The organism is Nocardia gipuzkoensis (genome assembly GCF_021183645.1).
Lineage (GTDB): Bacteria > Actinomycetota > Actinomycetes > Mycobacteriales > Mycobacteriaceae > Nocardia > Nocardia abscessus.
This window is the reverse complement of the sequence record NZ_CP089225.1, coordinates 3088087-3108540: the sequence shown is the minus strand read 5'-3', so window position 1 is coordinate 3108540 and position 20454 is coordinate 3088087. Positions and strand designations below refer to the sequence as shown.

Annotated in this window: 18 protein-coding genes, 1 tRNA gene and 1 other RNA gene; 9 read left to right on the top strand and 11 right to left on the bottom strand. The window is 67.6% G+C overall.

The genetic code is table 11. The annotated features are described in order from the left end of the window. Positions 1-45: 45 nt before the first annotated feature. From LTT66_RS14085 to LTT66_RS14075, 3 genes are all read right to left on the bottom strand, one after another. The gene (locus LTT66_RS14085) at positions 46-1320 is read right to left on the bottom strand and encodes an ROK family transcriptional regulator (RefSeq protein ID WP_233067504.1); all 1275 of its coding nucleotides are present in this window, start codon (positions 1318-1320) and stop codon (positions 46-48) included. Positions 1321-1664: 344 nt separating this feature from the next. Beyond that, positions 1665-2375: a hypothetical protein gene (locus tag LTT66_RS14080; protein WP_233067502.1), complete on the bottom strand. Its 711-nt coding sequence runs from the start codon at positions 2373-2375 to the stop codon at positions 1665-1667. Between the two features lie 122 nt (positions 2376-2497). Further along, positions 2498-3073 carry an HhH-GPD-type base excision DNA repair protein gene (locus LTT66_RS14075; RefSeq protein WP_233067500.1) on the bottom strand — a complete coding sequence of 192 codons (576 nt, stop codon included), beginning with the start codon at positions 3071-3073 and terminating at the stop codon, positions 2498-2500. Positions 3074-3234: 161 nt separating this feature from the next. On the opposite strand from LTT66_RS14075, the gene LTT66_RS14070 reads away from it, so the two are divergent. Both LTT66_RS14070 and LTT66_RS14065 read left to right on the top strand, forming a co-directional pair. Beyond that, a complete protein-coding gene (locus tag LTT66_RS14070; protein WP_233067498.1) occupies positions 3235-4041 on the top strand; it encodes a methyltransferase domain-containing protein in 807 nt (268 codons plus the stop codon). Positions 4042-4050: 9 nt separating this feature from the next. Continuing rightward, complete coding sequence (locus tag LTT66_RS14065; RefSeq protein WP_233067496.1) at positions 4051-4491, top strand: SRPBCC family protein; 441 nt, start codon at positions 4051-4053, stop codon at positions 4489-4491. 151 nt (positions 4492-4642) lie between these two features. On the opposite strand, the gene LTT66_RS14060 is transcribed toward LTT66_RS14065, so the two are convergent. Both LTT66_RS14060 and ffs read right to left on the bottom strand, forming a co-directional pair. Then, the gene (locus tag LTT66_RS14060; RefSeq protein WP_233067494.1) at positions 4643-5932 is read right to left on the bottom strand and encodes an aminotransferase class I/II-fold pyridoxal phosphate-dependent enzyme; all 1290 of its coding nucleotides are present in this window, start codon (positions 5930-5932) and stop codon (positions 4643-4645) included. Between the two features lie 249 nt (positions 5933-6181). After that, positions 6182-6276: signal recognition particle sRNA small type (gene ffs, locus LTT66_RS14055), an RNA gene on the bottom strand. A 127-nt stretch (positions 6277-6403) separates the two neighbouring features. Between ffs and LTT66_RS14050 the strand changes: the two genes are divergently transcribed. Both LTT66_RS14050 and LTT66_RS14045 read left to right on the top strand, forming a co-directional pair. Further along, positions 6404-6491: transfer RNA gene (locus tag LTT66_RS14050), tRNA-Ser, on the top strand. 307 nt (positions 6492-6798) lie between these two features. Continuing rightward, entirely contained in the window at positions 6799-7437 is a 639-nt protein-coding gene (locus tag LTT66_RS14045) for a hypothetical protein (RefSeq protein WP_233067491.1), read from the top strand. A 19-nt stretch (positions 7438-7456) separates the two neighbouring features. On the opposite strand, the gene LTT66_RS14040 is transcribed toward LTT66_RS14045, so the two are convergent. Next, the gene (locus LTT66_RS14040; RefSeq protein WP_233067489.1) at positions 7457-9025 is read right to left on the bottom strand and encodes a WS/DGAT/MGAT family O-acyltransferase; all 1569 of its coding nucleotides are present in this window, start codon (positions 9023-9025) and stop codon (positions 7457-7459) included. A gap of 167 nt (positions 9026-9192) precedes the next feature. Between LTT66_RS14040 and qcrB the strand changes: the two genes are divergently transcribed. Beyond that, positions 9193-10833: a cytochrome bc1 complex cytochrome b subunit gene (gene qcrB, locus LTT66_RS14035; protein WP_195066930.1), complete on the top strand. Its 1641-nt coding sequence runs from the start codon at positions 9193-9195 to the stop codon at positions 10831-10833. A 98-nt stretch (positions 10834-10931) separates the two neighbouring features. Here the strand turns inward: qcrB and LTT66_RS14030 are convergent, their stop codons facing one another. Then, on the bottom strand, positions 10932-11075 hold the full coding sequence (locus LTT66_RS14030; RefSeq protein WP_408638848.1) for a DUF397 domain-containing protein: 144 nt from the start codon (positions 11073-11075) through the stop codon (positions 10932-10934). Between the two features lie 490 nt (positions 11076-11565). Between LTT66_RS14030 and LTT66_RS14025 the strand changes: the two genes are divergently transcribed. The 3 genes from LTT66_RS14025 to LTT66_RS14015 are packed head-to-tail and all read left to right on the top strand — an operon-like array spanning position 11566 to position 13724. Next, positions 11566-12048 (top strand): DUF309 domain-containing protein, encoded by a 483-nt coding sequence (locus LTT66_RS14025; protein WP_233067486.1) that lies wholly within the window; start codon positions 11566-11568, stop codon positions 12046-12048. 16 nt (positions 12049-12064) lie between these two features. Next, complete coding sequence (gluQRS, locus tag LTT66_RS14020) at positions 12065-13021, top strand: tRNA glutamyl-Q(34) synthetase GluQRS (protein WP_408638794.1); 957 nt, start codon at positions 12065-12067, stop codon at positions 13019-13021. Positions 13022-13067: 46 nt separating this feature from the next. Then, positions 13068-13724, top strand: a complete 657-nt coding sequence (locus LTT66_RS14015; RefSeq protein ID WP_043685252.1) for an RDD family protein — start codon at positions 13068-13070, stop codon at positions 13722-13724. A 75-nt stretch (positions 13725-13799) separates the two neighbouring features. Here LTT66_RS14015 and LTT66_RS14010 read toward each other — a convergent pair whose 3' ends face one another. Continuing rightward, complete coding sequence (locus LTT66_RS14010) at positions 13800-14318, bottom strand: DUF4190 domain-containing protein (protein WP_043685328.1); 519 nt, start codon at positions 14316-14318, stop codon at positions 13800-13802. 29 nt (positions 14319-14347) lie between these two features. On the opposite strand from LTT66_RS14010, the gene LTT66_RS14005 reads away from it, so the two are divergent. Continuing rightward, on the top strand, positions 14348-15127 hold the full coding sequence (locus LTT66_RS14005) for a queuosine precursor transporter (protein ID WP_233067482.1): 780 nt from the start codon (positions 14348-14350) through the stop codon (positions 15125-15127). Between the two features lie 63 nt (positions 15128-15190). Here LTT66_RS14005 and tgt read toward each other — a convergent pair whose 3' ends face one another. From tgt to LTT66_RS13990, 3 genes are all read right to left on the bottom strand, one after another. Continuing rightward, positions 15191-16468 carry a tRNA guanosine(34) transglycosylase Tgt gene (gene tgt / locus LTT66_RS14000; RefSeq protein WP_233067480.1) on the bottom strand — a complete coding sequence of 426 codons (1278 nt, stop codon included), beginning with the start codon at positions 16466-16468 and terminating at the stop codon, positions 15191-15193. A 288-nt stretch (positions 16469-16756) separates the two neighbouring features. Continuing rightward, positions 16757-18661, bottom strand: a complete 1905-nt coding sequence (locus LTT66_RS13995; protein WP_233067478.1) for an ABC transporter ATP-binding protein — start codon at positions 18659-18661, stop codon at positions 16757-16759. A 52-nt stretch (positions 18662-18713) separates the two neighbouring features. Continuing rightward, positions 18714-20447: an ABC transporter ATP-binding protein gene (locus tag LTT66_RS13990; RefSeq protein WP_181721057.1), complete on the bottom strand. Its 1734-nt coding sequence runs from the start codon at positions 20445-20447 to the stop codon at positions 18714-18716. Between the last annotated feature and the right edge of the window lie 7 nt (positions 20448-20454).

Sequence of the window (20454 nt, the reverse complement as noted above, 5' to 3'; positions counted from 1 at the left end):
AAAAGGGCGACCGGCCGCTGGGGCCGGTCGCCCTTTGTCGTCTGCTCAGTCGTTCGAAGCGGTGCGCCGGACCGCCGCGTGCGGGTCGGCGTAGAGGACGCTCAGCGAGGTCACCACAGCGGCGTATTCCTGGACCTTGCCGCCGAATCCGCTGATCCGGATGTCGGTGGGCGGCAATGTGGACCCCTGGTTGAACGCCCGCGCCACATGCGCGACCGCGGGGCGGTAGCCGGTGAAGGCCTGGCCGCCGAGGATCACCCGATCGGGGTTGAGCATGTCGCGCACCATCGCCACGGTGTGGCCGAGGATGGTGGCCCGTTCGGCGAGCAGCTCGCGCGCGGATTCCGAACCGGCCTCCGCGGCCCGGTACAGGTCGGCGATGGTCGAGCCCGCGGTTCCGTTGTGCGCCGGGATGATGCCGCGGCCCACGGCCCTGGAGTGCAGCGACCGATCGCCGACGGTCACCTCCAAGCAGCCACGCCGTCCGCAGGTGCATTCGACGTCCGAGCCCGTCGGCAGATGCGCGATCGATCCGGGGCCGTTGCTCGGGGTGTGCACGCGACCGTCCAAAGTGACTGCGACACCGGCGGTCTCACGCACATAGAAGTACAGGCTGCTGCCCCGCTCGACGCGGGCCTGGTCCTTCGGCTCGCCGGTGGGCAGCAGCAGCTCCGACCCGGCCATCGCCTCGACGTGCGGTGCCACCGAGACCGGCAGCTCCAGCACCTCGCCGAGGACCGAACCAACTTGCGCGCCACGCCATTCCAGCTTCGGGTGGTCGACCACGCCGGTGAGCGGATCGACCCGGCCACCGATCGCGACGCCGGCCCACAGCGCCTTGCGCCGGTGCCAGCGCTGCAGGAACGCTTTCGCGCTGCGGGCGACGGTGGTGGTCGCGAATTCCTGACCGGTCTGTGGAGTGGCGATGGCCAGGCCGCCGAGGATGCGGCCGCGCAGATCCGCGGCGACGATCTTGGTGACCACGGCGCCGACGTGGATGCCGATGGTCAGGTAGGCCTCGTGATCGATTTCGAAGGGGACGCGGGGGCGTCCGACCGCGCCCGAGGCCGTCAGGTCGGGGCGCTCCCGCAGCAGGCCGGCCGCCAGCAACGCGGAGACCTGGCGATTGACCGTGGCGATACTCAAACCGGTTGTGCGCGCGGCGTTGTCGCGGGAAACCGGACCGCCGGTAGCGGAGCGCAACACCGCGGCCGCCGGGTTGTCGGCGATGCGCAGTTCGGGAGCGACGACCGGGCGCTGAACGCGGGCACGAGCGGCCGCAACCCTGGAGCCGGATCGTTCGAGGGCGGGAAGGGACATTGTGCAGATCCTTGCTGAAGTCCCGTAATCCAACGGGACATGCCTACATGAGCGGCGAGGCAGCAAATGAGCAGGAAAACGAGCTCAGCTGCAGCAAGAGAGGCGACACAGTTCGCGCGTCAATGGCAGCCGCAGACCCAGCGCGGCGGTCACGTAAGTGACGCGCAGGAGGTTCGGCCGGCCAGCAGACATGTCATTAAAATTAACACCGATTTCCGCGACGCACCAACCCCCGACGCGCCGTTGTGTGCACCCGCACATTGTTTCCCCAGGTCGTGAGCACGCGAAAAAGACCCCGCTCGCTCGAAGAGGCTTGCGGGGCGGGGTCTTTTCGCGCGGAAGGATTACTTCGGCGCGTTGAACGGCTGGTTGATCGTCGTGAAGTACTGGATCGCGGCGGCGACCGCCACCGGAGCGGTCACCAGCACCTGGCCCGCGAGGGTGCCCAGCGCGCCGACCGCGATGATGCCGCCGAGGCAGCCGATGGCCGCGGCCGGGATGAACGCGCCGAACAGGCCGACGATCGCGGCGGAGGCCACGGTCGCACCCGCGATGCCGCCGAGCACGCAACCGATGGCGCCGCCCGCCAGGCCGCCGACGAGCGTGCCGACCGTCGCACCGGCAGCGATGGTGCTGGTCAGGCGGGTCCAGGCGGCGACCTCACGGTCGTACTCGGTCTTCCACGGCGCCTTGTCCTCGTACGGCAGGGCGACCGGCTTGTAGACCGCGTGCTCCCGGTCGAACAGCGGCGTCAGCGTGGCGCTGCGGCCGGAAATCTGTGCGGCGATCGGGAATTCGAAATCCTCCAGCTGAAACCGCAGCGGCTGGGCCGCGAGCACGGTACCGTTGGACGCCTTGACCTTGAACACCTCGTCTTCGACAACCAGCGAACCCGCGTCGGTTTCGATGATCGACTGACTATCCGTTGCATACGCGGTGAAATTGATTGCGCTTTCGGCGTTTTCCTCCGCGGGCGCGGCGCCGGACGTACCCGCGGCCACTCCGGTCGCGATGGTCACCAGCGCCGCCACCACGGCGAGCTTCCTCATCCTCATGTCCTGCAATCCCTCATCTCAGGTGGAGCCGTTCCAGGCAAAAGCATCCGGTACCGACTCCCCGAGAACGAGGAAAAAACGCAAGACGATTTCAAATAGGCAACCCGCGAATTACGACCGTGCTACTTCGCTTTGGCCGCCGCTTTCGCCTGCTTCTTGAATTCCCTTACCTGCGCGAGGGATTCGGTGTCCGTCACGTCGGCAACCGACCGGCGCGAGCCCTCGTCGCCGTACGCGCCCGCCGCCGCGCGCCAGCCCTCCGGCCGCACGCCGCGCTGCTTGCCCAGCAGGGCCAAGAAGATCTTCGCCTTCTGCTCGCCGTAGCCGGGAAGTTCCTTCAGGCGGCGCAGCACTTCCTTGCCGTCCGGGTCGCCCGCCGTCCAGATGTTCTCGGCCCTGCCGTCGTAGTGCTCGATGACGTAGCGAGCCAGTTCCTGGGCGCGCCGGGCCATGGACCGGCCGTAGCGGTGGATCGCGGGCGGTGTCGCGGCGAGCTCCTCGAACTCCTGCGGGTCGGCCTCGGCGATGCGCCGGATGTCGAAGCCGCCCATCCGGTCGGCGATCTTCTTCGGGCCGCGGAAGGCGTGCTCCATCGGGTACTGCTGGTCCAGTAGCATGCCGAGCAGCGTGGCGAAATGGTCCTCGGTCAGTAGCTTGTCGGCCTCGGCGTCTTGCGCCAGGCATAGCGTGCGAGTCACTGTCGCGCCTCTCCAGGTATTCAGGCCGTACTGGATTACTCTACGATAGTGACCCACCTCACATCCCCTACGCGCGGGTAGATGACCTGCCGCGTAGGCTCCAGGCCATGCCTCCGATGACGGCGACACCGACTACGACGGCCAGGGATGGACACGGGCCCATGAACACCTACGCATTGCGCCCCGATCGGTTCGACAGAGCAGGCCAGGACCAGCTCGTCGACGTGCGTGACCTACAGGCCGCGCTGCCCGGCATCCGCCGCTTGCGCGCCTGGGCGCACGAAGCGCTCGGGCTGCGGCCCGGCGAGCATGCCGTCGACATCGGCTCCGGCACCGGGACCGAGGTCATCACCTTCGCCGAGGCGGTGGGCCCGACCGGCAGCGCGGTCGGCGTCGAGCCGGACCCGCATCTGCTCGCCTCCGCCGAGCGCCGCGCCGAGCAGGCGGGCTCCACGGCCAAATTCCATTCCGGCGACGCCTATGGCGTGCCGTTCGGCGCGGAAAGCTTCGACGCCGTCCTGTGCGAGCGCGTCTTCCAGCACCTCACCGCCCCTGCCCGCGCGGCCAACGAGATCGCGCGCGTGCTCCGTCCGGGTGGCCGCGTCGTCGTGGTGGACAGCGATTGGGGCACCGCGATCATGCACCCGGGTGACCGGGGAGTCGTCCGCGAGGTGATCGACACCCTGGTGTCGGCCACCACCAACCCGCTGTCGGGCCGTCGCCTCCCCGGTCTGCTCACCAAGGCAGGCCTGGTGGTCGACGACATCGGCTCGCAAGCCTTGGTGCAGGACCGCAGCGTCGGTGTGGGCTCGCTGGTCACCAGGGTCTCGGCGATGGCGGTCGCGCGCGGTTCGATCACCGAGGCACAGCGCGAGCGACTGCTCGCCGACCTCGAGGCGGGCGCGGCCAACGGCGACATCCACCTCTCGGTGACCATGTTCGCCGTCCTCGCGCACAAACCGCACTGACCCGGGCCGATGGCCGTCGACGTCCTGACCGAGGTGGTGATCGACCGCTCACGCGAGCTGGTCGCGGCGTACGCGGCCGATCCGGCGCACGCGCCCGCCTGGTACTCGCGCATCCGCGGCGTCACCTGGGAGACGGAGCCGCCGCTGCGCGTCGGCTCGCGGGCGGCGTTCGTCGCTCACTTCCTCGGCCGCAGGCTGGCCTACACCTATGAGGTCGTCGACTACGTGCCCGGCTCCCGTTTGGTGATGCGTACCGCACAGGGGCCGTTTCCGATGGAGACGACCTACACCTGGGTGGACACCCCCGAGGGCGGCACCCGCATGACACTGCGCAATCGGGGCGAGCCGAGCGGATTCGAGAAACTCGCCGCACCCATGCTGGAGGCGGCGATCCGGCGGGCGAACCGGGCCGACTTGGCGCGACTCAAGGAATTGCTGGAGACCGGGTAGGCGACTATCGCACCTGCGATCGGCCCAGCTCGAATCTCCGAGCGGAACCCATCCGGCACAACCGCGCGGCCGCCTCGGCCCAGCACGAAGTCGGCAACGCCCGGCACGAGATCCGTGCCGGGCGCCGCTGGTCGGTTGTCTCGATCTGCCGCTACTTGCCGAGCAGTTTCTCGGTGGCCGCGAGCAGTACGCAGGTGGCCAGCCCGTCCATCGCCTTCTCCAGCTCGGGCAACTTCGGGAAGCTCGGCGCGATCCGGATGTTCTTGTCCTCCGGGTCGTTCCGGTACGGGAAGGCCGAACCGGCCGCGGTGAGGGCGATGCCCGCTTCCTTCGCGAGCGCGATCACCCGCGCCGCGGTGCCCTCCAGCACGTCCAGACTGATGAAGTAGCCGCCCTTGGGCTCGGTCCAGGACGCCACCTTGGACGCGCCGAGGCGGTCCTCGAGGATCTTCAGCACCAAGGCGAACTTCGGCTCCAGGATGGCGCGGTGCTTCTGCATGTGCGCGCGCACGCCGTCGGCGTCCCGGAAGAAGCGCAGATGGCGCAGCTGATTGATCTTGTCCGGGCCGATGCTCTTCTTCGACGCGTGGCTGAGGTACCACTCCAGGTTCGCGGTGGAACCACCGATGAAGCTCACGCCCGCGCCCGCGAAGGTGATCTTCGAGGTGGAGGCGAACACCAAGGGGCGGTTCGGGTTTCCGGCCGCGGCGGCGAGGCCGAGCACGTCGATCACCGGGGCCGCGGTGTCGGTGAGCGGGTGCACCGCGTAGGCGTTGTCCCAGAACAGCCGGAAGTCCGGCGCGGCGGCCGGCATCGAGACGAGTTCGCGGACAACGTCTTCGGAGAAGACGACGCCGGTCGGGTTGGAGTAGTTCGGCACTGCCCACAGGCCCTTGATCTGCGGGTCGTTCGCCAGCAACTCGGCGATGGCGTGGGTGTCCGGGCCGTCGTGGCGCATCGGGATCGGGATCATCTCGAAGCCGAGTGCCTCGGTGATCGCGAAGTGCCGGTCGTAACCGGGGGCCGGACACAGGAACTTCAGCGTGTCCTCGGCGGCCCAGCGACGCTCGGAATCGTTGGTGCCGTAGAGCATCGCGTAGGTGATCACGTCGTGCATCAGCTCGAGGCTGGCGTTGTTGCCCGCGAGCAGATTGTCCACCGGGATGCCGAGCAACTCACCGAAGATCGCGCGCAGTTCCGGGAGACCGTGCAGGCCACCGTAGTTACGGCAGTCGGTGCCGGTGCCGTCGCGGAAATCGCCCTCGCCGGGCAGTTGCAGCAGCGCGGCGGACAGGTCGAGTTGCTCCGGGGAAGGTTTTCCGCGGGTCAGGTCCAGCGTGAGCTTCTCGGTCTGGAGCTTCGCGTAGTTCGCGGTCTGGGTCTCGTGCTCGGACACGAGTTCCTCTTGGCTCATCAAACCGATCTGCGTTTGCCGGGGCATCCTGGGCAGCCTTTCAAGCAGCGAAGGGACGAATGGGTCTGGCCGGACCGATGTGCGGCGGCGGCCGAACTTGTCCGTGCAGACGCACGTGCATCCGCGGACGATGTTCACGTTACCCGTGCAGTGCCCGGAATTGGGGGCGTTATCCGCCGACCGAGGGTAGTCCGCTCGGGCCCGGTCCGCCCACAGCCCGCACCGGTCGAGCGAAAGGCGAGGCAGCCGCGCATCCGCCCGCGCGGGCCCTCCGAATAAAGGGGACCCCGCGCACCCGGCAGAGCCCGTTGACCCTTGCTGCCTTCCGGCCCTGGGGGAGTTCACAGGATGCGCGCCGCGCGGGATCCGTCGGCCAGTGTAGCGCCTTCCGCCCGCAATCCCATCCTCCGGGTCCACAACCCGCCTCGACCAGGCACTTCACCCCTTCGACCCCACCTATTTGGCGACTGGCCGGGGGCTACCGGTATGCTGCTCCACGGAGGATTCGCCTAGTGGCCTATGGCGCTCGCCTGGAACGCGGGTTGGGTTAACGCCCTCAGGGGTTCAAATCCCCTATCCTCCGCCACGAAAGGCCAGGTCGGACGCTTGATCGCGTCCGACCTGGCCTTTTCTGTCGGATACGGCACCGCCGTGCTGCCTGTCGGCCGAGCTGCGCAATCCCGGCCCCACCGACTGGGCACGTCGACTATTCGCCTACTTCACCCGTGGGCGACGCCTCGCCGTGTAGGGCAAGCCGAAGATCCAGCGGCGCGTAACTCGTCACCGCCGCACCGACGACCGCGGCCGGGCGCGCGGTCTCGTCCGCGTAGGTCCTTCCCGGTTCGCCCGATCTAGGCTGTGCGACTTCCGTTTCCGATGGAATGATCGTCCCCGTGACTCAGTGGCTTCCGCTCTTCGGTTCCCTCATCGTTGCCATTGCGGCATTGGTCGGCGTGCTGGTCAACAACCGCACCAACCGTGCGGCGCTCACCGCCGCGGACGAGCGGAACCGGGTCACCTTGGACGCGGCGCAGCGCACCGTGGAGTCGGCCAACGCGGCGGCCGAGCGGCGCGAGCACGACAAATGGCGGCGGGAATCGGTGCTGACCGCGGTCTCCTCGGTGCTGGCCGTCTCGAGCGACGTCCGCCAGCAATTGCTGCGCTGCGATCGCTGGGAGGCCGAGGAACTGGATCAGCTCGACGCGGAGGTGCGGCAGATCATCACCGGCTCCCGGGGCTTCATCAGCAGCCTGCGCGTCGTGGCGCACCGCAAGATCCCCAATCGCTGCGAGGACCTGATGCGTACGCTCGCCGCGGCGCTGAACATCAGCTTGCAGCGCCGCAGGATCGAACTCGACGGTGAGGCCACCGCCGAGGAGATCGCGGAGATCCAGGCGCTGTGGTCGCGGGCGATCGAGAACACCGTCGAGGAAGAACGGTCGGTCATCAACGCCACCCGGCTGGAGCTGGAGATCAAGATCTCCGCCGAAGTTCACCAGTCCACGGCCCAGCCCGCCCTCGCCCGTTCTTGACCAGCGGGGCAGGCGAGCATCACGCCGGCGGCGCCGCCGGAGCGGGGTCCCGCTGGGTGAGGTGCGCTTCGAGCAGCGCGGCACGCAGGTATGTGGCGTAGGCATCGAGGTCCGGTACGACCTCGGGGTCGGCGTGCAGGGAGACGGTGACGGTGTCGCCGAGACCGTGCACCCCGTGGGTGAGATGCATGACGGAGCCGAGGGCCGGGAAACCGGCGGTGAAGCGCACGTCGCCGCCACCGAAGGAAAGGTCGGCTGCGCCGCGATCGACGCTGGAGACGACGGTGTGGCCCGCGATCGAGTCGGGCACGGCGTCGAGGGGATAGCGGTCCACGTCCCGGCGCAGCATGGGGGCCGGGACGGTCGCGGTGACCCGGTCCTGCGCCGACAGCAGTGGGTGCCCCGCCCGCACGCGGCGGTCGGCCAGCGCCACGGCGATCTTGTCGGCGCGCAGGCGCAGGTCCGGTTCGTCGACGAACAGATCGACGCCGAGGTTGCGGTAGTTGTTGCGTGCAGCGGCGCCCTCGGGCAGAGCCATGGGAACCTGCGCACCGAGGCGCTCCGGCGGCTCGCCACGATCGGCCAGGTAACGGGCGAGCGCCAGCGACACCGCGGTCAGGACGACGACCGTGACGGTGCGACCGGGGACGCGCAAGTCTTCGGCCGGAAACACGAGTATCCGCGCTTCGTGCCGCCGGACTCCTTCCGCTGTCGAGCGATTCAGCAAGCTCGGCGGGAAATCCGGTCCTGGCGGCGGTAATTCGCCCGCCTCGGTCAACCGCGCCAGCCGTTGCTGCGCCTGGAAGGCTCGATAGCCGCGCACTGCGGTGGCGGACAGTCGAACCGGCATGCGCAACAGTCCCAGAGCCGAATCGGCCAGCACCCCAGCGGATGACACTCCCGCCGACACTGCGTCACCGATCATCCGTCCACGAGCTGCTACGGCCGAGCCGACTTCACCACCTCCAGCAAGCAACGCAGACAGCCGCGCAGTGGGCACGCTTCGGCCGGCGGACGACTCGCCACCTGCGGCATCGACACCGCCGTCCGCCCCGGCCCGCATGTCACCGAACGCCGCCGACCCCGCTCGGCTTCCGCCTCGGAGCACGGGATTCTCCGCCCCACTGAACAACGCACGCGCGATCGCCGAGGCCCGCCGCCCGTCGGCCAGCGCGTGGGACATCTGGAGCACCACCACCAGTGCGGGTTCTCCTTCCAGTCCTGGCGCGTCGGTGACGGCTCGGAACAGGTGCAGTCGCCACGGGTGCACGGCGGCATCGACGCCGGTGCCGAGCACATCGCCGAGGGCATCCAGCAGACGCGGCCAATTACGCTCCACCAGTTCGTGTTCCAAGAATTGCCCGGCACCGAATTCACACCGCGTCCAAGCCGGGTAGTCGATGTCCCCGGGCAGTTCGCGCAGCCGGACGCAAAGGTCGGCGATCCGCGCGCTTCGTTCGGCGATGGCGGCGCGGAGTTCCTCGGTCGGCCGCCCCCGATCGGCGAAGCAATACAGCAGAAAAAGATCGTTGCGCGTGCGTTTCGACAGCCAATAGATCGTCGCGTCCTGCGGTGTCATCGCGCTCACGAGTAAAACGATATCGGCTCGGATCCGGCAGGGCGGGGCGAGACCGGACGATGTGAATGATCTTGTTCCACAATTCACCCGGAAAACCCCATCGATTCCGCCTGTCAGCTCTGCTACCGTCTGTAGTAGGAACGGATACCACTCTCACCCAGGGCGGGGTGTCGGCCATGGCTACAGCTCTATCTCGGATCACCGCCAACCAAGCCGATGAGGCGGACGAGCGGTACAGCGCCGCGGCGTTCGTGAAGCGGTCGATCAACAAGGTCTTCCCGACCCACTGGTCGTTCCTGCTCGGCGAGATCGCGCTCTACAGCTTCATCATCCTGCTGCTGTCGGGCGTCTACCTGACGCTGTTCTTCGACCCATCCATGAGCGAGGTCGTCTACAACGGCTCCTACCAGCCGTTGCGCGGGGTCACCATGTCACGGGCGTACGAGACGGCGCTCAATCTGTCCTTCGAGGTCCGTGGCGGCCTGTTCGTGCGGCAGGTACATCACTGGGCGGCGTTGTTGTTCGCCGCCTCGATCATCGTTCACCTGTTCCGGATCTTCTTCACCGGCGCGTTCCGCAAGCCGCGCGAGGCGAACTGGGTGATCGGTTCGCTGCTGCTGATCCTGGCGATGTTCGAGGGCTTCTTCGGGTATTCGCTGCCCGACGACCTGCTGTCGGGCACCGGCCTGCGGGCCGCTTTCTCCGGCATCACGATGAGCATCCCGATCATCGGCACCTGGATGCACTGGCTGATCTTCGACGGCGACTTCCCCGGCGACATCATCATCCCGCGCCTCTACGTGGCGCACGTGCTGTTGTTCCCGGGCATCATCCTGGCGCTGATCGCCGCGCATGTGGCGCTGGTGTGGTACCAGAAGCACACCCAGTTCCCCGGCCCTGGCCGCACGGAGAACAACGTGGTGGGCGCACGGATCGTGCCGGTGTTCGCCGCCGACCAGGGCGCGTTCTTCGCCTTCACCCTCGGCATCGTGGGCATCATGGGCGGCGTGTTCCAGATCAACCCGATCTGGAACCTGGGCCCGTACAACCCGTCGCAGGTGTCGGCGGGTTCGCAGCCGGACTTCTACATGATGTGGACCGACGGCATGGCCCGGTTGATGCCGCCGTGGGAGCTGTACCTGGGCCGCTACACCGTGCCCGCGGTGTTCTGGGTCGCCGTGCTCATGGGTTTGGTGTTCGCCGTCCTCATCTCCTATCCATGGATCGAGAAGCGGCTCACCGGCGACACCAGCGCGCACCACAACCTGCTGCAACGCCCGCGCGACGTGCCCGTTCGCACGGCGCTGGGCGCCATGGCGATCGCCTTCTACGTGGTGCTGACGCTGTCGTGCGTCAACGACATCATCGCCTACAAGTTCGACATCTCGCTGAACGCGACGACCTGGGTGGGCCGCATCGGCATCCTGCTCGGGCCGCCGATCGCCTACTTCCTGGCCTACCGCATCTGCCTCGGTTTGCAGCGCAGCGATCGCGCGGTGCTCGAGCACGGAGTGGAGACCGGTGTGGTCAAGCGTCTGCCGCACGGCGAGTACATCGAGGTGCACCAGCCGCTGGGCCCGGTGGACGCGCACGGTCACCCGATTCCGCTGGAGTACCAGGGCGCCCCCGTCCCGAAGAAGATGAGCAAGCTCGGTGCGGCGGGCAAGCCCGGCACCGGCAGCTTCCTGCGCGCCGACCCGCGCGACGAGAGCGCGAAGCACTTCGAGATCGAGCACGAAGAGGAACGCAAGCAGCTCGCCGTGCTGCGCAAGGTTCAGGATCGGGCGAACGGCCACGGGAACGGTTCCGCCCACTGAGGATCCGACGCCCGCACAACCCGTCCCGAAACCGCGAAGGCCCCGAGTCCACACGACCCGGGGCCCGCTTTGCCTTGTTCAGGCGACTCCGGAGCGGTTCAGCCGCGCCGGAACTCTCCCCCTGAGACCCCCATTAGGAATGCGTCCCACTCGCCCGGCGCGAACGCCAAGACCGGGCCACGTCCACTGTCCTTGGTGTCACGAACCGCGACATTGCCGTCGACGAGAAACGCGACTTCCACACAGTTCCCATCCGGACCGCTGTATGTGCTCTTGCGCCACACAGCGCCCGTCCAATCAACCTCCACGGCACTAGCTCCTTTGCTGCGTCGAGAGCGAGATTTCTCCTGACATCGTTCCAGCTAGCATCGGCACCCGACTCCGAAAGCCGAATCCCGTGGTGCACCCCGTGCCGGAGCGCACTTTCTCGGTGCGTCGATATCGCACATCGAGTTCGAGAGGAAATTAACCTCGCGCGGGGCCTGTCCCCGCGCGGTAACACTAGCAGGTCCTTCGAAAGTTTGCCCGGCTCTTGCCTATTCAATCATCGCAACCACACACGTTTGCGAAGCAAGAGAGTTGCGGAAGCATTGCCAGCCCTCCTCATTCATTCCCAGCACTGGCGTACCACAATGTTTTTAACGGATGTGATTGCTCTGTTATCGGACGACAATTCACATCCCGCCGCAGCCTCCGTCGACGCGGGCACGGCGGCCGTGCATGATGGAACCTATGGTCGAACGCGATCGCGACGACGCAGGTCGCGCCCGTAGTGCCCGTCCGCGCGACCGCCTCGGGCGCCCGCTGCCGCTCGGCAGCACCGGAGTTGCCCGAATTCCAGACGATCTCGAGCTTCCACCCCAGCAAACCTTGACCTTCGCCCAGCAACTGCTGGACGACGGACTTGCATTCAACGCACATGAGGTTTTAGAGGCCGCATGGAAGAACGGACCGTTCGCCGAGCGGATGCTGTGGCAGGCGCTCGCGCAGTTCGCTGTCGGTCTGACCCACATACAGCGCGGCAATCCGAAGGGGGCGCGTACACTGCTCGCCCGCGCGGTGTCGCGGTTGACGGCATACCGGCCGGAAGGTCAGCAGGCGCCCTACGATATCGACCTCGCCGGACTGATCGCGCACGCCGAGTCGCTGCTCGCCACGCTGGAGGCAGGCGGCGAACCGGCGGAGGCCGACCTGCGGCCGCGTCTGCGCGGTTGAGCGCGTCGCTTCTACCATGGCGGCGTGCGCACCTCATCGTCTACCGACCGAGCCCGTGGCTGAGCCGGGCGCGGGCCGGTACGCGCCGAGCCCGTCCGGGGACCTGCACCTGGGCAATCTCCGCACGGCGCTGCTCGCTTGGGCGTTCGCTCGCTCCACCGGCCGCCGATTCCTGCTCCGGATCGATGATTTGGACCGGGTGCGTCCCGGTGCGGAGCAGCGGCAGCTGGCCGACCTCGCCGCGATCGGTGTGGACTGGGACGGGCCCGTACTGCGTCAGTCCAACCGGTTGGCGCAATACGATGCGGCCGTCGAGCGTCTCATGGCCGCCGGGCTCACCTACGAATGTTATTGCACTCGAAAGGAAATTCAGAAGGCCGCGACGGCGCCGCACGGGCCGATGGGCGCGTACCCCGGTACCTGCCGCACCCTGAGCGCGACGGCGCGTGCGCGGTTGCGCGCCGAGGGTCGCCCGGCCGCGCTGCGACTGCGCGCCACGGCCGCCGAGTTCGAAGTGCACGACGACCTGCACGGCCGCTACCGCGGCCCGGTCGACGACGTGGTGCTGCGGCGCGGCGACGGCATCCCCGCCTACAACCTCGCCGTCGTGGTGGACGACGCGGCACAGGGCGTCGACCAGGTGGTGCGCGGCGACGACCTGCTGCCGTCGACCCCGCGCCAGGCATATCTCGCGACACTGCTCGACCTGCCGGTGCCGCGCTACGCCCACGTGCCGCTGGTACGCAACGCCGAAGGGCGGCGACTGGCGAAACGGGATGGGGCCGTAACACTCCGCGAACGCTTGGCGCTCGGCAACACGCCGGAGGAAGTAGTCTCGGCACTGGCCGCTTCGCTCGGCTGCGCCGCGACATCGTCGTCCGAGCTACTCGCGCGTTTCGACACCCGGCGGCTACCCCGCGAACCGTGGATACTCGATGTTCATGGGTTGTTGCGAAGCAGCCCATGTCCGTAACGTACGCATCGTCCAACTACTGATCAATCGACGAGGACAAACAACTATGACAAGCGGTGGGTACGACCCCAACCAGTATCCGCAGGGCGGGCAGCCGTACGGGCAGCCGTACCCCCAGGGCGGCGACCAGTACGGGCAGCAGCCGCAGTACGGGCAGCAGCCGCAGTACGGGCAGCAGCCGCAGTACGGGCAGCAGCCGCAGTACGGCGGCCAGCAGCCCCAGTACGGGCAGGATCCCTACGGTCAGTACCCGCAGCAGCCCGGGTTCAACAACTACGGCGGCCAGCCGGGCGACCTCGGCACCCGCATCGGCGCCCGCGTGATCGACGCGATCATCCTGATGATCCCGTACTTCATCCTGTACCTTCTGGTCAACAATTCGGTGGGCCTGACCATCGGTCTCGGCCTGGTCTGGACCCTGGTCCAGCTCGGCTACTTCGTCGGCATGGAGACCTCGCAGGGCACCACGCTCGGCAAGAAGATCCTCGGCCTGAAGGTGCTCGCCCCGGGCGGCGCCGCCAAGATCGACCCGGTCACCTCGCTGAAGCGCAACCTGTTCGTCGCGGCGAACATCATCCCGTGCGTCGGCGGCCTCGTGTCGCTCGGCCTGGCGATCTACATCATGATCACCATCTCGCAGGACCCGAACAAGCAGGGCTGGCATGACAAGTTCGCCGGCGGCACCCAGGTCGTCAAGGCCTGATCCGCCACGGCGGCATCGAACGCGCAGGGGCGCACCCGATTCGGGTGCGCCCCTGTTGCTTTCCCGGCCCCGCCGCTACGCGCTGGTCGCCCCCGCGATGATCACCACGACGAACCACAGGATGCCGAGCACGATCGCGCCCACACCGATCCAGATGCCGGCCAGCGCCATGCCGCGCCCTTCCTGGCCGCTCTGCTTGATCTGGTTCAGCGCGACCACCCCGAGGATGATCCCGACGATCGAGCCGATCCCGCAGGTGACGAATCCGACCAGGGACGAGATCAGCGCACCGATCGCCATGCCGTTGGTGCCCTGCGCCGGAACTCCATAGGGCTGGTACGGACTTTGGTAGCCGTAGTTCGGCTGCGGATACGGCTGTGCGGGCTGCTGGTAGGACGGGTATTGCGGTTGCGGAGGCGGCGTCATCGGCTGCGAGGGCGGCTGGACCGGGTACTGCGGCGCCGAGGGGTAGCCCGACGGCTGCTGCTCAGGGCTCGGGTACTGCGGCACCGAACTCTGCCCACCGGACTCCGGCGACACGCCTTGGCCGCCGTACTGCTTCCACCACTCGTCGGAATCGCCGGGATTCGTCATTGGTACAGCGTATTCCACAACCTGGTTGGATGATGCGGGTGAGTGAGTCGAAAACCACCCAAGAGCACAACGGGCCTGGGCGCCCCGCGGACCATGCGGCATTTGCCCAGGTGGCGCGGGGGTACTACGCACCGATCGTGGCCCTGTTCACTGCGACCTTGATCATCTCCAACATCTGCGCAGGCAAGGGGGTGGAGTTCCTCGGCGATCGGTCGGTGTCGCTGGGGCCGCTGCAAATCCTGCCGATCGCCACCGACGGCGCCTTCTTCCTTTTCCCGCTGGCCTACATCCTCGGCGACGTGCTGAGCGAGGTGTACGGCTTCCGCGCCACCCGGCGCGCCATCTACTACGGCTTCGGCGCCCTGCTGCTGACGGTCGCGTGCTTCGCCATCGCGATCCGGCTGCCCGCCGCGAGCTTCTACGAGAACCAGGAGGCGTTCCGCACCGTCCTCGGGACGACGCTGCGGCTCGTCGCCGCGGGTCTGGCCGGATACTTCGTCGGCCAGTTGCTCAATTCCGCGACGCTGGTGCTGATCAAGGAGCGGACGAAGGAAAAGTATCTGTGGGCCAGGCTGATCGGGTCGACCATCGTCGGGGAGTTCGCCGACACGCTGATCTTCTGCTCGATCGCCGCCGGCGCGATCGGCATCGACACCTGGCAGCAGTTCGTCAACTACGTGATCGTCGGCTTCATCTGGAAGACCCTCTGCGAGGTGATCGTGCTCCCGATCACGTACCGGGTGATCGCGTTCCTGAAGAAGCGCGAACCCACCTACGCGCCAATCGAAGCCGATCCGCTGCGCACCTGACGAAGCCGCTGACCGTACACCGGAGGGCGCGGGTCACCCGAGACGATCGCGGACGCTGTCGAGCTACTGATCGTCCTTGCGGCCCGCGCCCTCTGTCGCTCGGCCGACCCTTCCGCTTCCCCAGCGGCCCAGTGTCTCGGCCTTGTGCTCGTCGAAGTATCCGCCTTCGATGCTGTCGCGGATGCGGTCTACCAGGCGGACGGTGAAGCGCTCGTTGTGGATGGTGCACAGCGTGGACGCCAGCATCTCCTTGGCTTTGAACAGGTGATGGATGTAGGCGCGCGTGTAGTTGGCACAGGTGTAGCAGTCGCAGTTCTCATCGATCGGGGTGAAGTCGCGGCGGAAGCGGCTGGTGTTGATGTTGAACCGGCCGGTGTCGGAGTAGATCGCCGCGTTGCGGGCGACCCGGGACGGATTCACGCAGTCGAAGGTGTCGGCGCCGTTCTCGATGGCGGTGAACACGTCTTCGGGTTCGCTGATGCCCAGCATGTGCCGCGGTTTGTCCTCGGGCAGCTCGTCACAGCACCAACCGACGATGGCCCCCAGATTGTGCTTCTCCAGCGCGCCGCCGATGCCGTAACCGTCGAACCCCGTTCCCGCGCTGCCGCGAATCGATTCGAGCCCGCGACAGGCCTTGCGGCGCAGATCCTCGTACTGCGCACCTTGGACGACGGCGAACAGCGCCTGGTACGGACGGTGCGTGCGGGCGGCGGTCTGCCGCTCGTGCTCATCGATGCAGCGCTGCGCCCACTCGTGCGTGCGCTGCACCGATCGCTCCTGGTACGCGCGGGTATTGAGCAGTGTGGTGAGCTCGTCGAAGGCGAACATGATGTCGGCGCCGAGCTGGTGCTGGATGCCCATCGACACCTCGGGGGTGAACCGGTGCGTGGAGCCGTCGAGGTGTGAGCGGAACGTGACCCCGTCGTCGTCCACGGTGGCCAGCCGTTCTTTGCCGGGCGCGATCACCTCGTCACTGCGGACGTCGACCGCCTCCATCGCCAGCACCTTCTTGAAGCCGACGCCCAGCGACATCACCTGGAATCCGCCGCTGTCGGTGAAGGTGGGTCCCGGCCAGTTCATGAACGCGCCGAGCCCGCCCGCCTCGTCCACGATGTCGGCGCCCGGCTGCAGGTAGAGGTGGTAGGCGTTGGCCAGCAGCGCCTGGGCGCCGAGTTCGCGCATGGTTTCCGGCAGCACCGCCTTGACCGTTGCCTTGGTGCCCACCGGAACGAAGGCGGGCGTGGCGATCGACCCGTGCGGCGTGGTGATCACCCCCGACCGGCCGTGCCGCCCGTCCAGACGCGCACCGACAGTGAAGGTGAAGGATTCGGGACCGGACACCCCGACATCCTCGCAGTTCGACGGAACCGGCCCGAACCAGGCCACCGCTCACCGGCCCACACCAGGATCAGCCCTCCGGTTGCGTGCCCGATGCCGTGAGCTCAACTACAAACGCGCCCGGCGCACCCCAACCCCCGGTTTCGAGCGAAGCGAGACCGAGCATCCGCCGTTCGCGGCCCGGCTCGCGTCCGAGTGGCCGCCGCGTCCGCGACGAAGTCGCCAGCGGCGGTCGCTCGGACGCGAGCCACAAAGGGGCCGCGAACACGCCGCGCCGAAGGCGCGGCAAAACTACACAGCCCCGGCGAACTGGGCGTTGTAGAGGCGGTAGTACGCCCCGCGCTCCTCGAGCAAGCGTTCGTGCGAGCCGTGTTCCACGATCCGGCCCGCTTCCATGACGACGATCAAGTCGGCGTCGCGAATGGTGGACAGGCGGTGGGCGATGACGAAGCTGGTCCGGTCGCGGCGCAGTGCGGCGGTGGCGTGCTGCACCAGCAGTTCGGTGCGGGTGTCCACCGAGCTGGTCGCCTCGTCCAGGATGAGGATGGACGGCTGGGCGAGGAACGCCCGCGCGATGGTGATCAGCTGCTTCTCGCCCGCGCTGACGCCGGAGCCCTCCTCGTCGATGATCGTGTCGTAGCCGTCGGGCAGCGCGTGCACGAAACGGTCGACGTAGGCGGCGCGCGCCGCGGCGAGGATCTCCTTCTCGCTCGCGTTCGGGTTGCCGTAGGCGATGTTCTCCCGGATGGTGCCGCGGAACAGCCAGGTGTCCTGCAGGACCATGCCGATGCGGGAGCGCAGATGGTCGCGGGTGATCTCGGTGATGTCGACGCCGTCGACGGTGATCGTGCCCGCGTCCAGTTCGTAGAACCGCATGAGCAGGTTCACCAGGGTGGTCTTGCCCGCGCCGGTGGGGCCGACGATGGCGACCACGTGTCCGGGTTCGGCCACCAGGGAGAGCCGCTCGATCACCGGCTTGTCGGGTTCGTAGCGGAACGAGACGGCCTCGAATTCCACCCGGCCGCGGTCGACCGGGCGCGCGACGGCCATCACCGGGTCCGCGCTCTGCTCCTCGGCGTCGAGGATCTCGAAGATCCGCTCGGCCGAGGCGACACCGGATTGCAGCAGGTTGGCCATCGCGCCGAGCTGGGTCAGCGGCTGACTGAACTGGCGGGAGTACTGGATGAACGCCTGCACTTCGCCGAGTGAGAGGCTGCCCGTGGCCACTTTGAGGCCGCCGACCAGCGCGACCAGCACGAAGTTCACGTTCCCGAGGAACATGATCGCAGGCATGATCAGGCCCGAGATGAACTGCGCTTTGAAGCTGGCTTGGTAGAGCTCCTCGTTGCGCTGATCGAATTCCTTGCCGACCTCGCGGTTACGGCCGAAAGCGGTGACCACCTCGTGCCCGGTGAAGGCCTCCTCGACCTGCGCGTTGACCAGGCCGGTGTACTTCCACTGGTTGACGAAGTGCGGCTTGGAGCGTTTCGCGATCTGCGCGGTGACCACGATGGCGGCGGGCACGGTGAGCAGCGCGATCACCGCGAGCACCCACGAGATCCAGAACATCATGACGAGGATGCCCAGCACCGAGAACACCGAGATGAGCAGCTGGCTCATGGTCTGCTGCAGGCTCTGCGAGACGTTGTCCACGTCGTTGGTCACTCGGCTGAGCACGTCACCGCGCGGCGCGGTGTCGAAGTAGCGCAGCGGCAGCCGATGGATCTTGTCCTCGACGTCGCTGCGCAGCCGTTTCACCGTGCGGTTGATCACGATGTTGAGCAGGTACCCCTGCAGCCATCCGAAGACGGCGGCGCCGATGTACAGCACGAGCACCAGAGCGAGCACCCGGCCCACGGCGCCGAAGTCGACGCCGACTCCGGGCACCACGTCCATGGCGCCGAGCATGTCGGCGAAGGTGTCGTCGCCTTCGGCCCGCAGGGCTTCGACCGCCTGGTCCTTGGTTACGCCGGGCGGCAGCTGTTTGCCGACCACACCGTCGAAGACCAGGTTGGTCGCCTTGCCGAGAATGTAGGGGCCGAGGGTGTTCAGCACCACCGAGACGATGACGAGCGCGATGATCAGTCCGACATGGAACCGCTCCGGCGTGAGCCTGCGCAACAACCGTTTCAGGGACGGCCCGAACGACTTCGCCTTGGCGTCCGGCGCACCGGGAGTCGGCATTCCGGGTCTCATCGCGCCTCCTGCTCGCCGCGGGACATCCGCACTCGGTCCGGGCGGTCGGGGTTCATCGCGCCTCCTCGGCACTCAGCTGCGACTCGACGATCTCCCGGTACTCCGCGCAGTCGCGCATGAGCTGCTCGTGGGTGCCGATACCCGCCATCGCGCCGTCTTCGAGCACCACGATCTGGTCCGCGTCCCGGATGGTGGCGATGCGCTGCGCGACGATCAGGACCGAGGCGTCGGCGGTCTCCGGCTTCAGCGCCTCGCGCAGCCTGGCGTCGGTCGCGACGTCGAGCGCGGAGAACGAGTCGTCGAACAGGTATACCCTCGGCTTCTTCACCAGCGCACGCGCGATGGCCAGCCGCTGACGCTGGCCTCCGGACACGGTGGTGCCGCCCTGGGCGACCGGGGTCTGCAGCCCCTGTGGCATCTCCCGGACGAAATCGGCCGCCTGCGCGATCTCCAGCGCACGCCAGAGCTCCTCGTCGGTGGCGTTCGGATTGCCGTAGCGCAGGTTGCTCGCGATGGTGCCGGAGAAGAGGTACCCCTTCTGCGGGACGAGGCCGATCTGCGCGCGGAGCACCTCGAGGTCGATGTGGCGGACGTCCGTACCGCCGAGGTATACCGCGCCGTCGGTGACGTCCATCAGCCGCGGAATGAGGTTGATCAGCGTGGTCTTGCCCGCGCCGGTGGAGCCGACTATCGCGGTGGTGGTGCCTGGACGCGCCTGGAACCGGATGGCTTTCAGCACCGGCTTCTCCGCGCCGGGGAAGGCGAACTCGGCGAACTGGACGTCCACGACGGCCGGGTCGTCGGTGAACGGCTGTGGCAGTCGTGGCGGGTGGACCGAGGATTCGGTGTCGAGCACCTCGCCGATCCGGTCGGCGGACACCGCGGCGCGCGGCGCCATCATGGCCAGGAAGGACGCCATCATCACGGCCATCAGGATCTGCATGATGTAGGACAGCAGCGCGGTGAGCGAACCGATCTGCATGTGCCCCGCGTCGATCGCGTGCCCGCCGAACCAGATCACCGCGACCGCGGTGACATTGCTGATCAGCATGACCGTGGGGAACATCAGCGCCATCAACCGGCCGACGCGCAGTGCGGTGTCGGTCAGTTCGGTATTGGCCAGGCCGAACCGCCAGGTCTCCTGCCGTTCCCGCACGAAAGCCCGGACCACGCGGATACCGGTGATCTGCTCGCGCAGCACCCGATTCACCTCGTCGATCCTGGTCTGCATGTCGCGGAAGCCGGGCACCATCCTGGAGATCAGCACCCCCATGGACAGCCCCAGCGCGGGCACCGCGATCAGCAGCAGCCAGGACAGGCCGAGATCCTCGCGCAACGCCATGATGATCCCGCCCACGCACATGATCGGCGCCATCACCAGGATGGTCGCCGACATCACGATGAGCAGCTGAACCTGCTGAATGTCATTGGTATTGCGGGTGATCAACGAGGGCGCGCCGAACATCCCCACTTCGCGTGCGGAGAACGTGCCGACGCGGTGCAGCAACGCGCCGCGCAGGTCCCGACCCGCGCCCATGGCCGCCTGCGCGCCGAGATAGACCGAGGCGGCGGAGGCGACGATCTGGACGCCGGTGACCGCGAGCATCCACAGCCCGGTGGTCCAGATGTAGCCGAGGTCACCTTTGGTGACGCCGTTGTCGATCAGGTCGGCGTTCAGGCTCGGCAGATACAGCATCGCGATGACGGAGATCAGCTGAAGCACAACGACCCCCGCCAGCTGGGCGCGGTAAGGCTGGAGATGCGTGCGGAGCAGTCTGGTCAGCATGATGAAT

Coding starts and splice junctions, on each gene's coding strand:
- LTT66_RS14085 (WP_233067504.1), bottom strand. CDS start 1,320: ATGTCCCTTCCCGCCCTCGAACGATCCGGCTCCAGGGTTGCGGCCGCT.
- LTT66_RS14080 (WP_233067502.1), bottom strand. CDS start 2,375: ATGAGGATGAGGAAGCTCGCCGTGGTGGCGGCGCTGGTGACCATCGCG.
- LTT66_RS14070 (WP_233067498.1), top strand. CDS start 3,235: ATGAACACCTACGCATTGCGCCCCGATCGGTTCGACAGAGCAGGCCAG.
- LTT66_RS14065 (WP_233067496.1), top strand. CDS start 4,051: ATGGCCGTCGACGTCCTGACCGAGGTGGTGATCGACCGCTCACGCGAG.
- LTT66_RS14060 (WP_233067494.1), bottom strand. CDS start 5,932: ATGCCCCGGCAAACGCAGATCGGTTTGATGAGCCAAGAGGAACTCGTG.
- qcrB (WP_195066930.1), top strand. CDS start 9,193: ATGGCTACAGCTCTATCTCGGATCACCGCCAACCAAGCCGATGAGGCG.
- LTT66_RS14025 (WP_233067486.1), top strand. CDS start 11,566: ATGGTCGAACGCGATCGCGACGACGCAGGTCGCGCCCGTAGTGCCCGT.
- gluQRS (WP_408638794.1), top strand. CDS start 12,065: ATGGCGGCGTGCGCACCTCATCGTCTACCGACCGAGCCCGTGGCTGAG.
- LTT66_RS14015 (WP_043685252.1), top strand. CDS start 13,068: ATGACAAGCGGTGGGTACGACCCCAACCAGTATCCGCAGGGCGGGCAG.
- LTT66_RS14010 (WP_043685328.1), bottom strand. CDS start 14,318: ATGACGAATCCCGGCGATTCCGACGAGTGGTGGAAGCAGTACGGCGGC.
- LTT66_RS14005 (WP_233067482.1), top strand. CDS start 14,348: ATGATGCGGGTGAGTGAGTCGAAAACCACCCAAGAGCACAACGGGCCT.
- LTT66_RS13995 (WP_233067478.1), bottom strand. CDS start 18,661: ATGAGACCCGGAATGCCGACTCCCGGTGCGCCGGACGCCAAGGCGAAG.
- LTT66_RS13990 (WP_181721057.1), bottom strand. CDS start 20,447: ATGCTGACCAGACTGCTCCGCACGCATCTCCAGCCTTACCGCGCCCAG.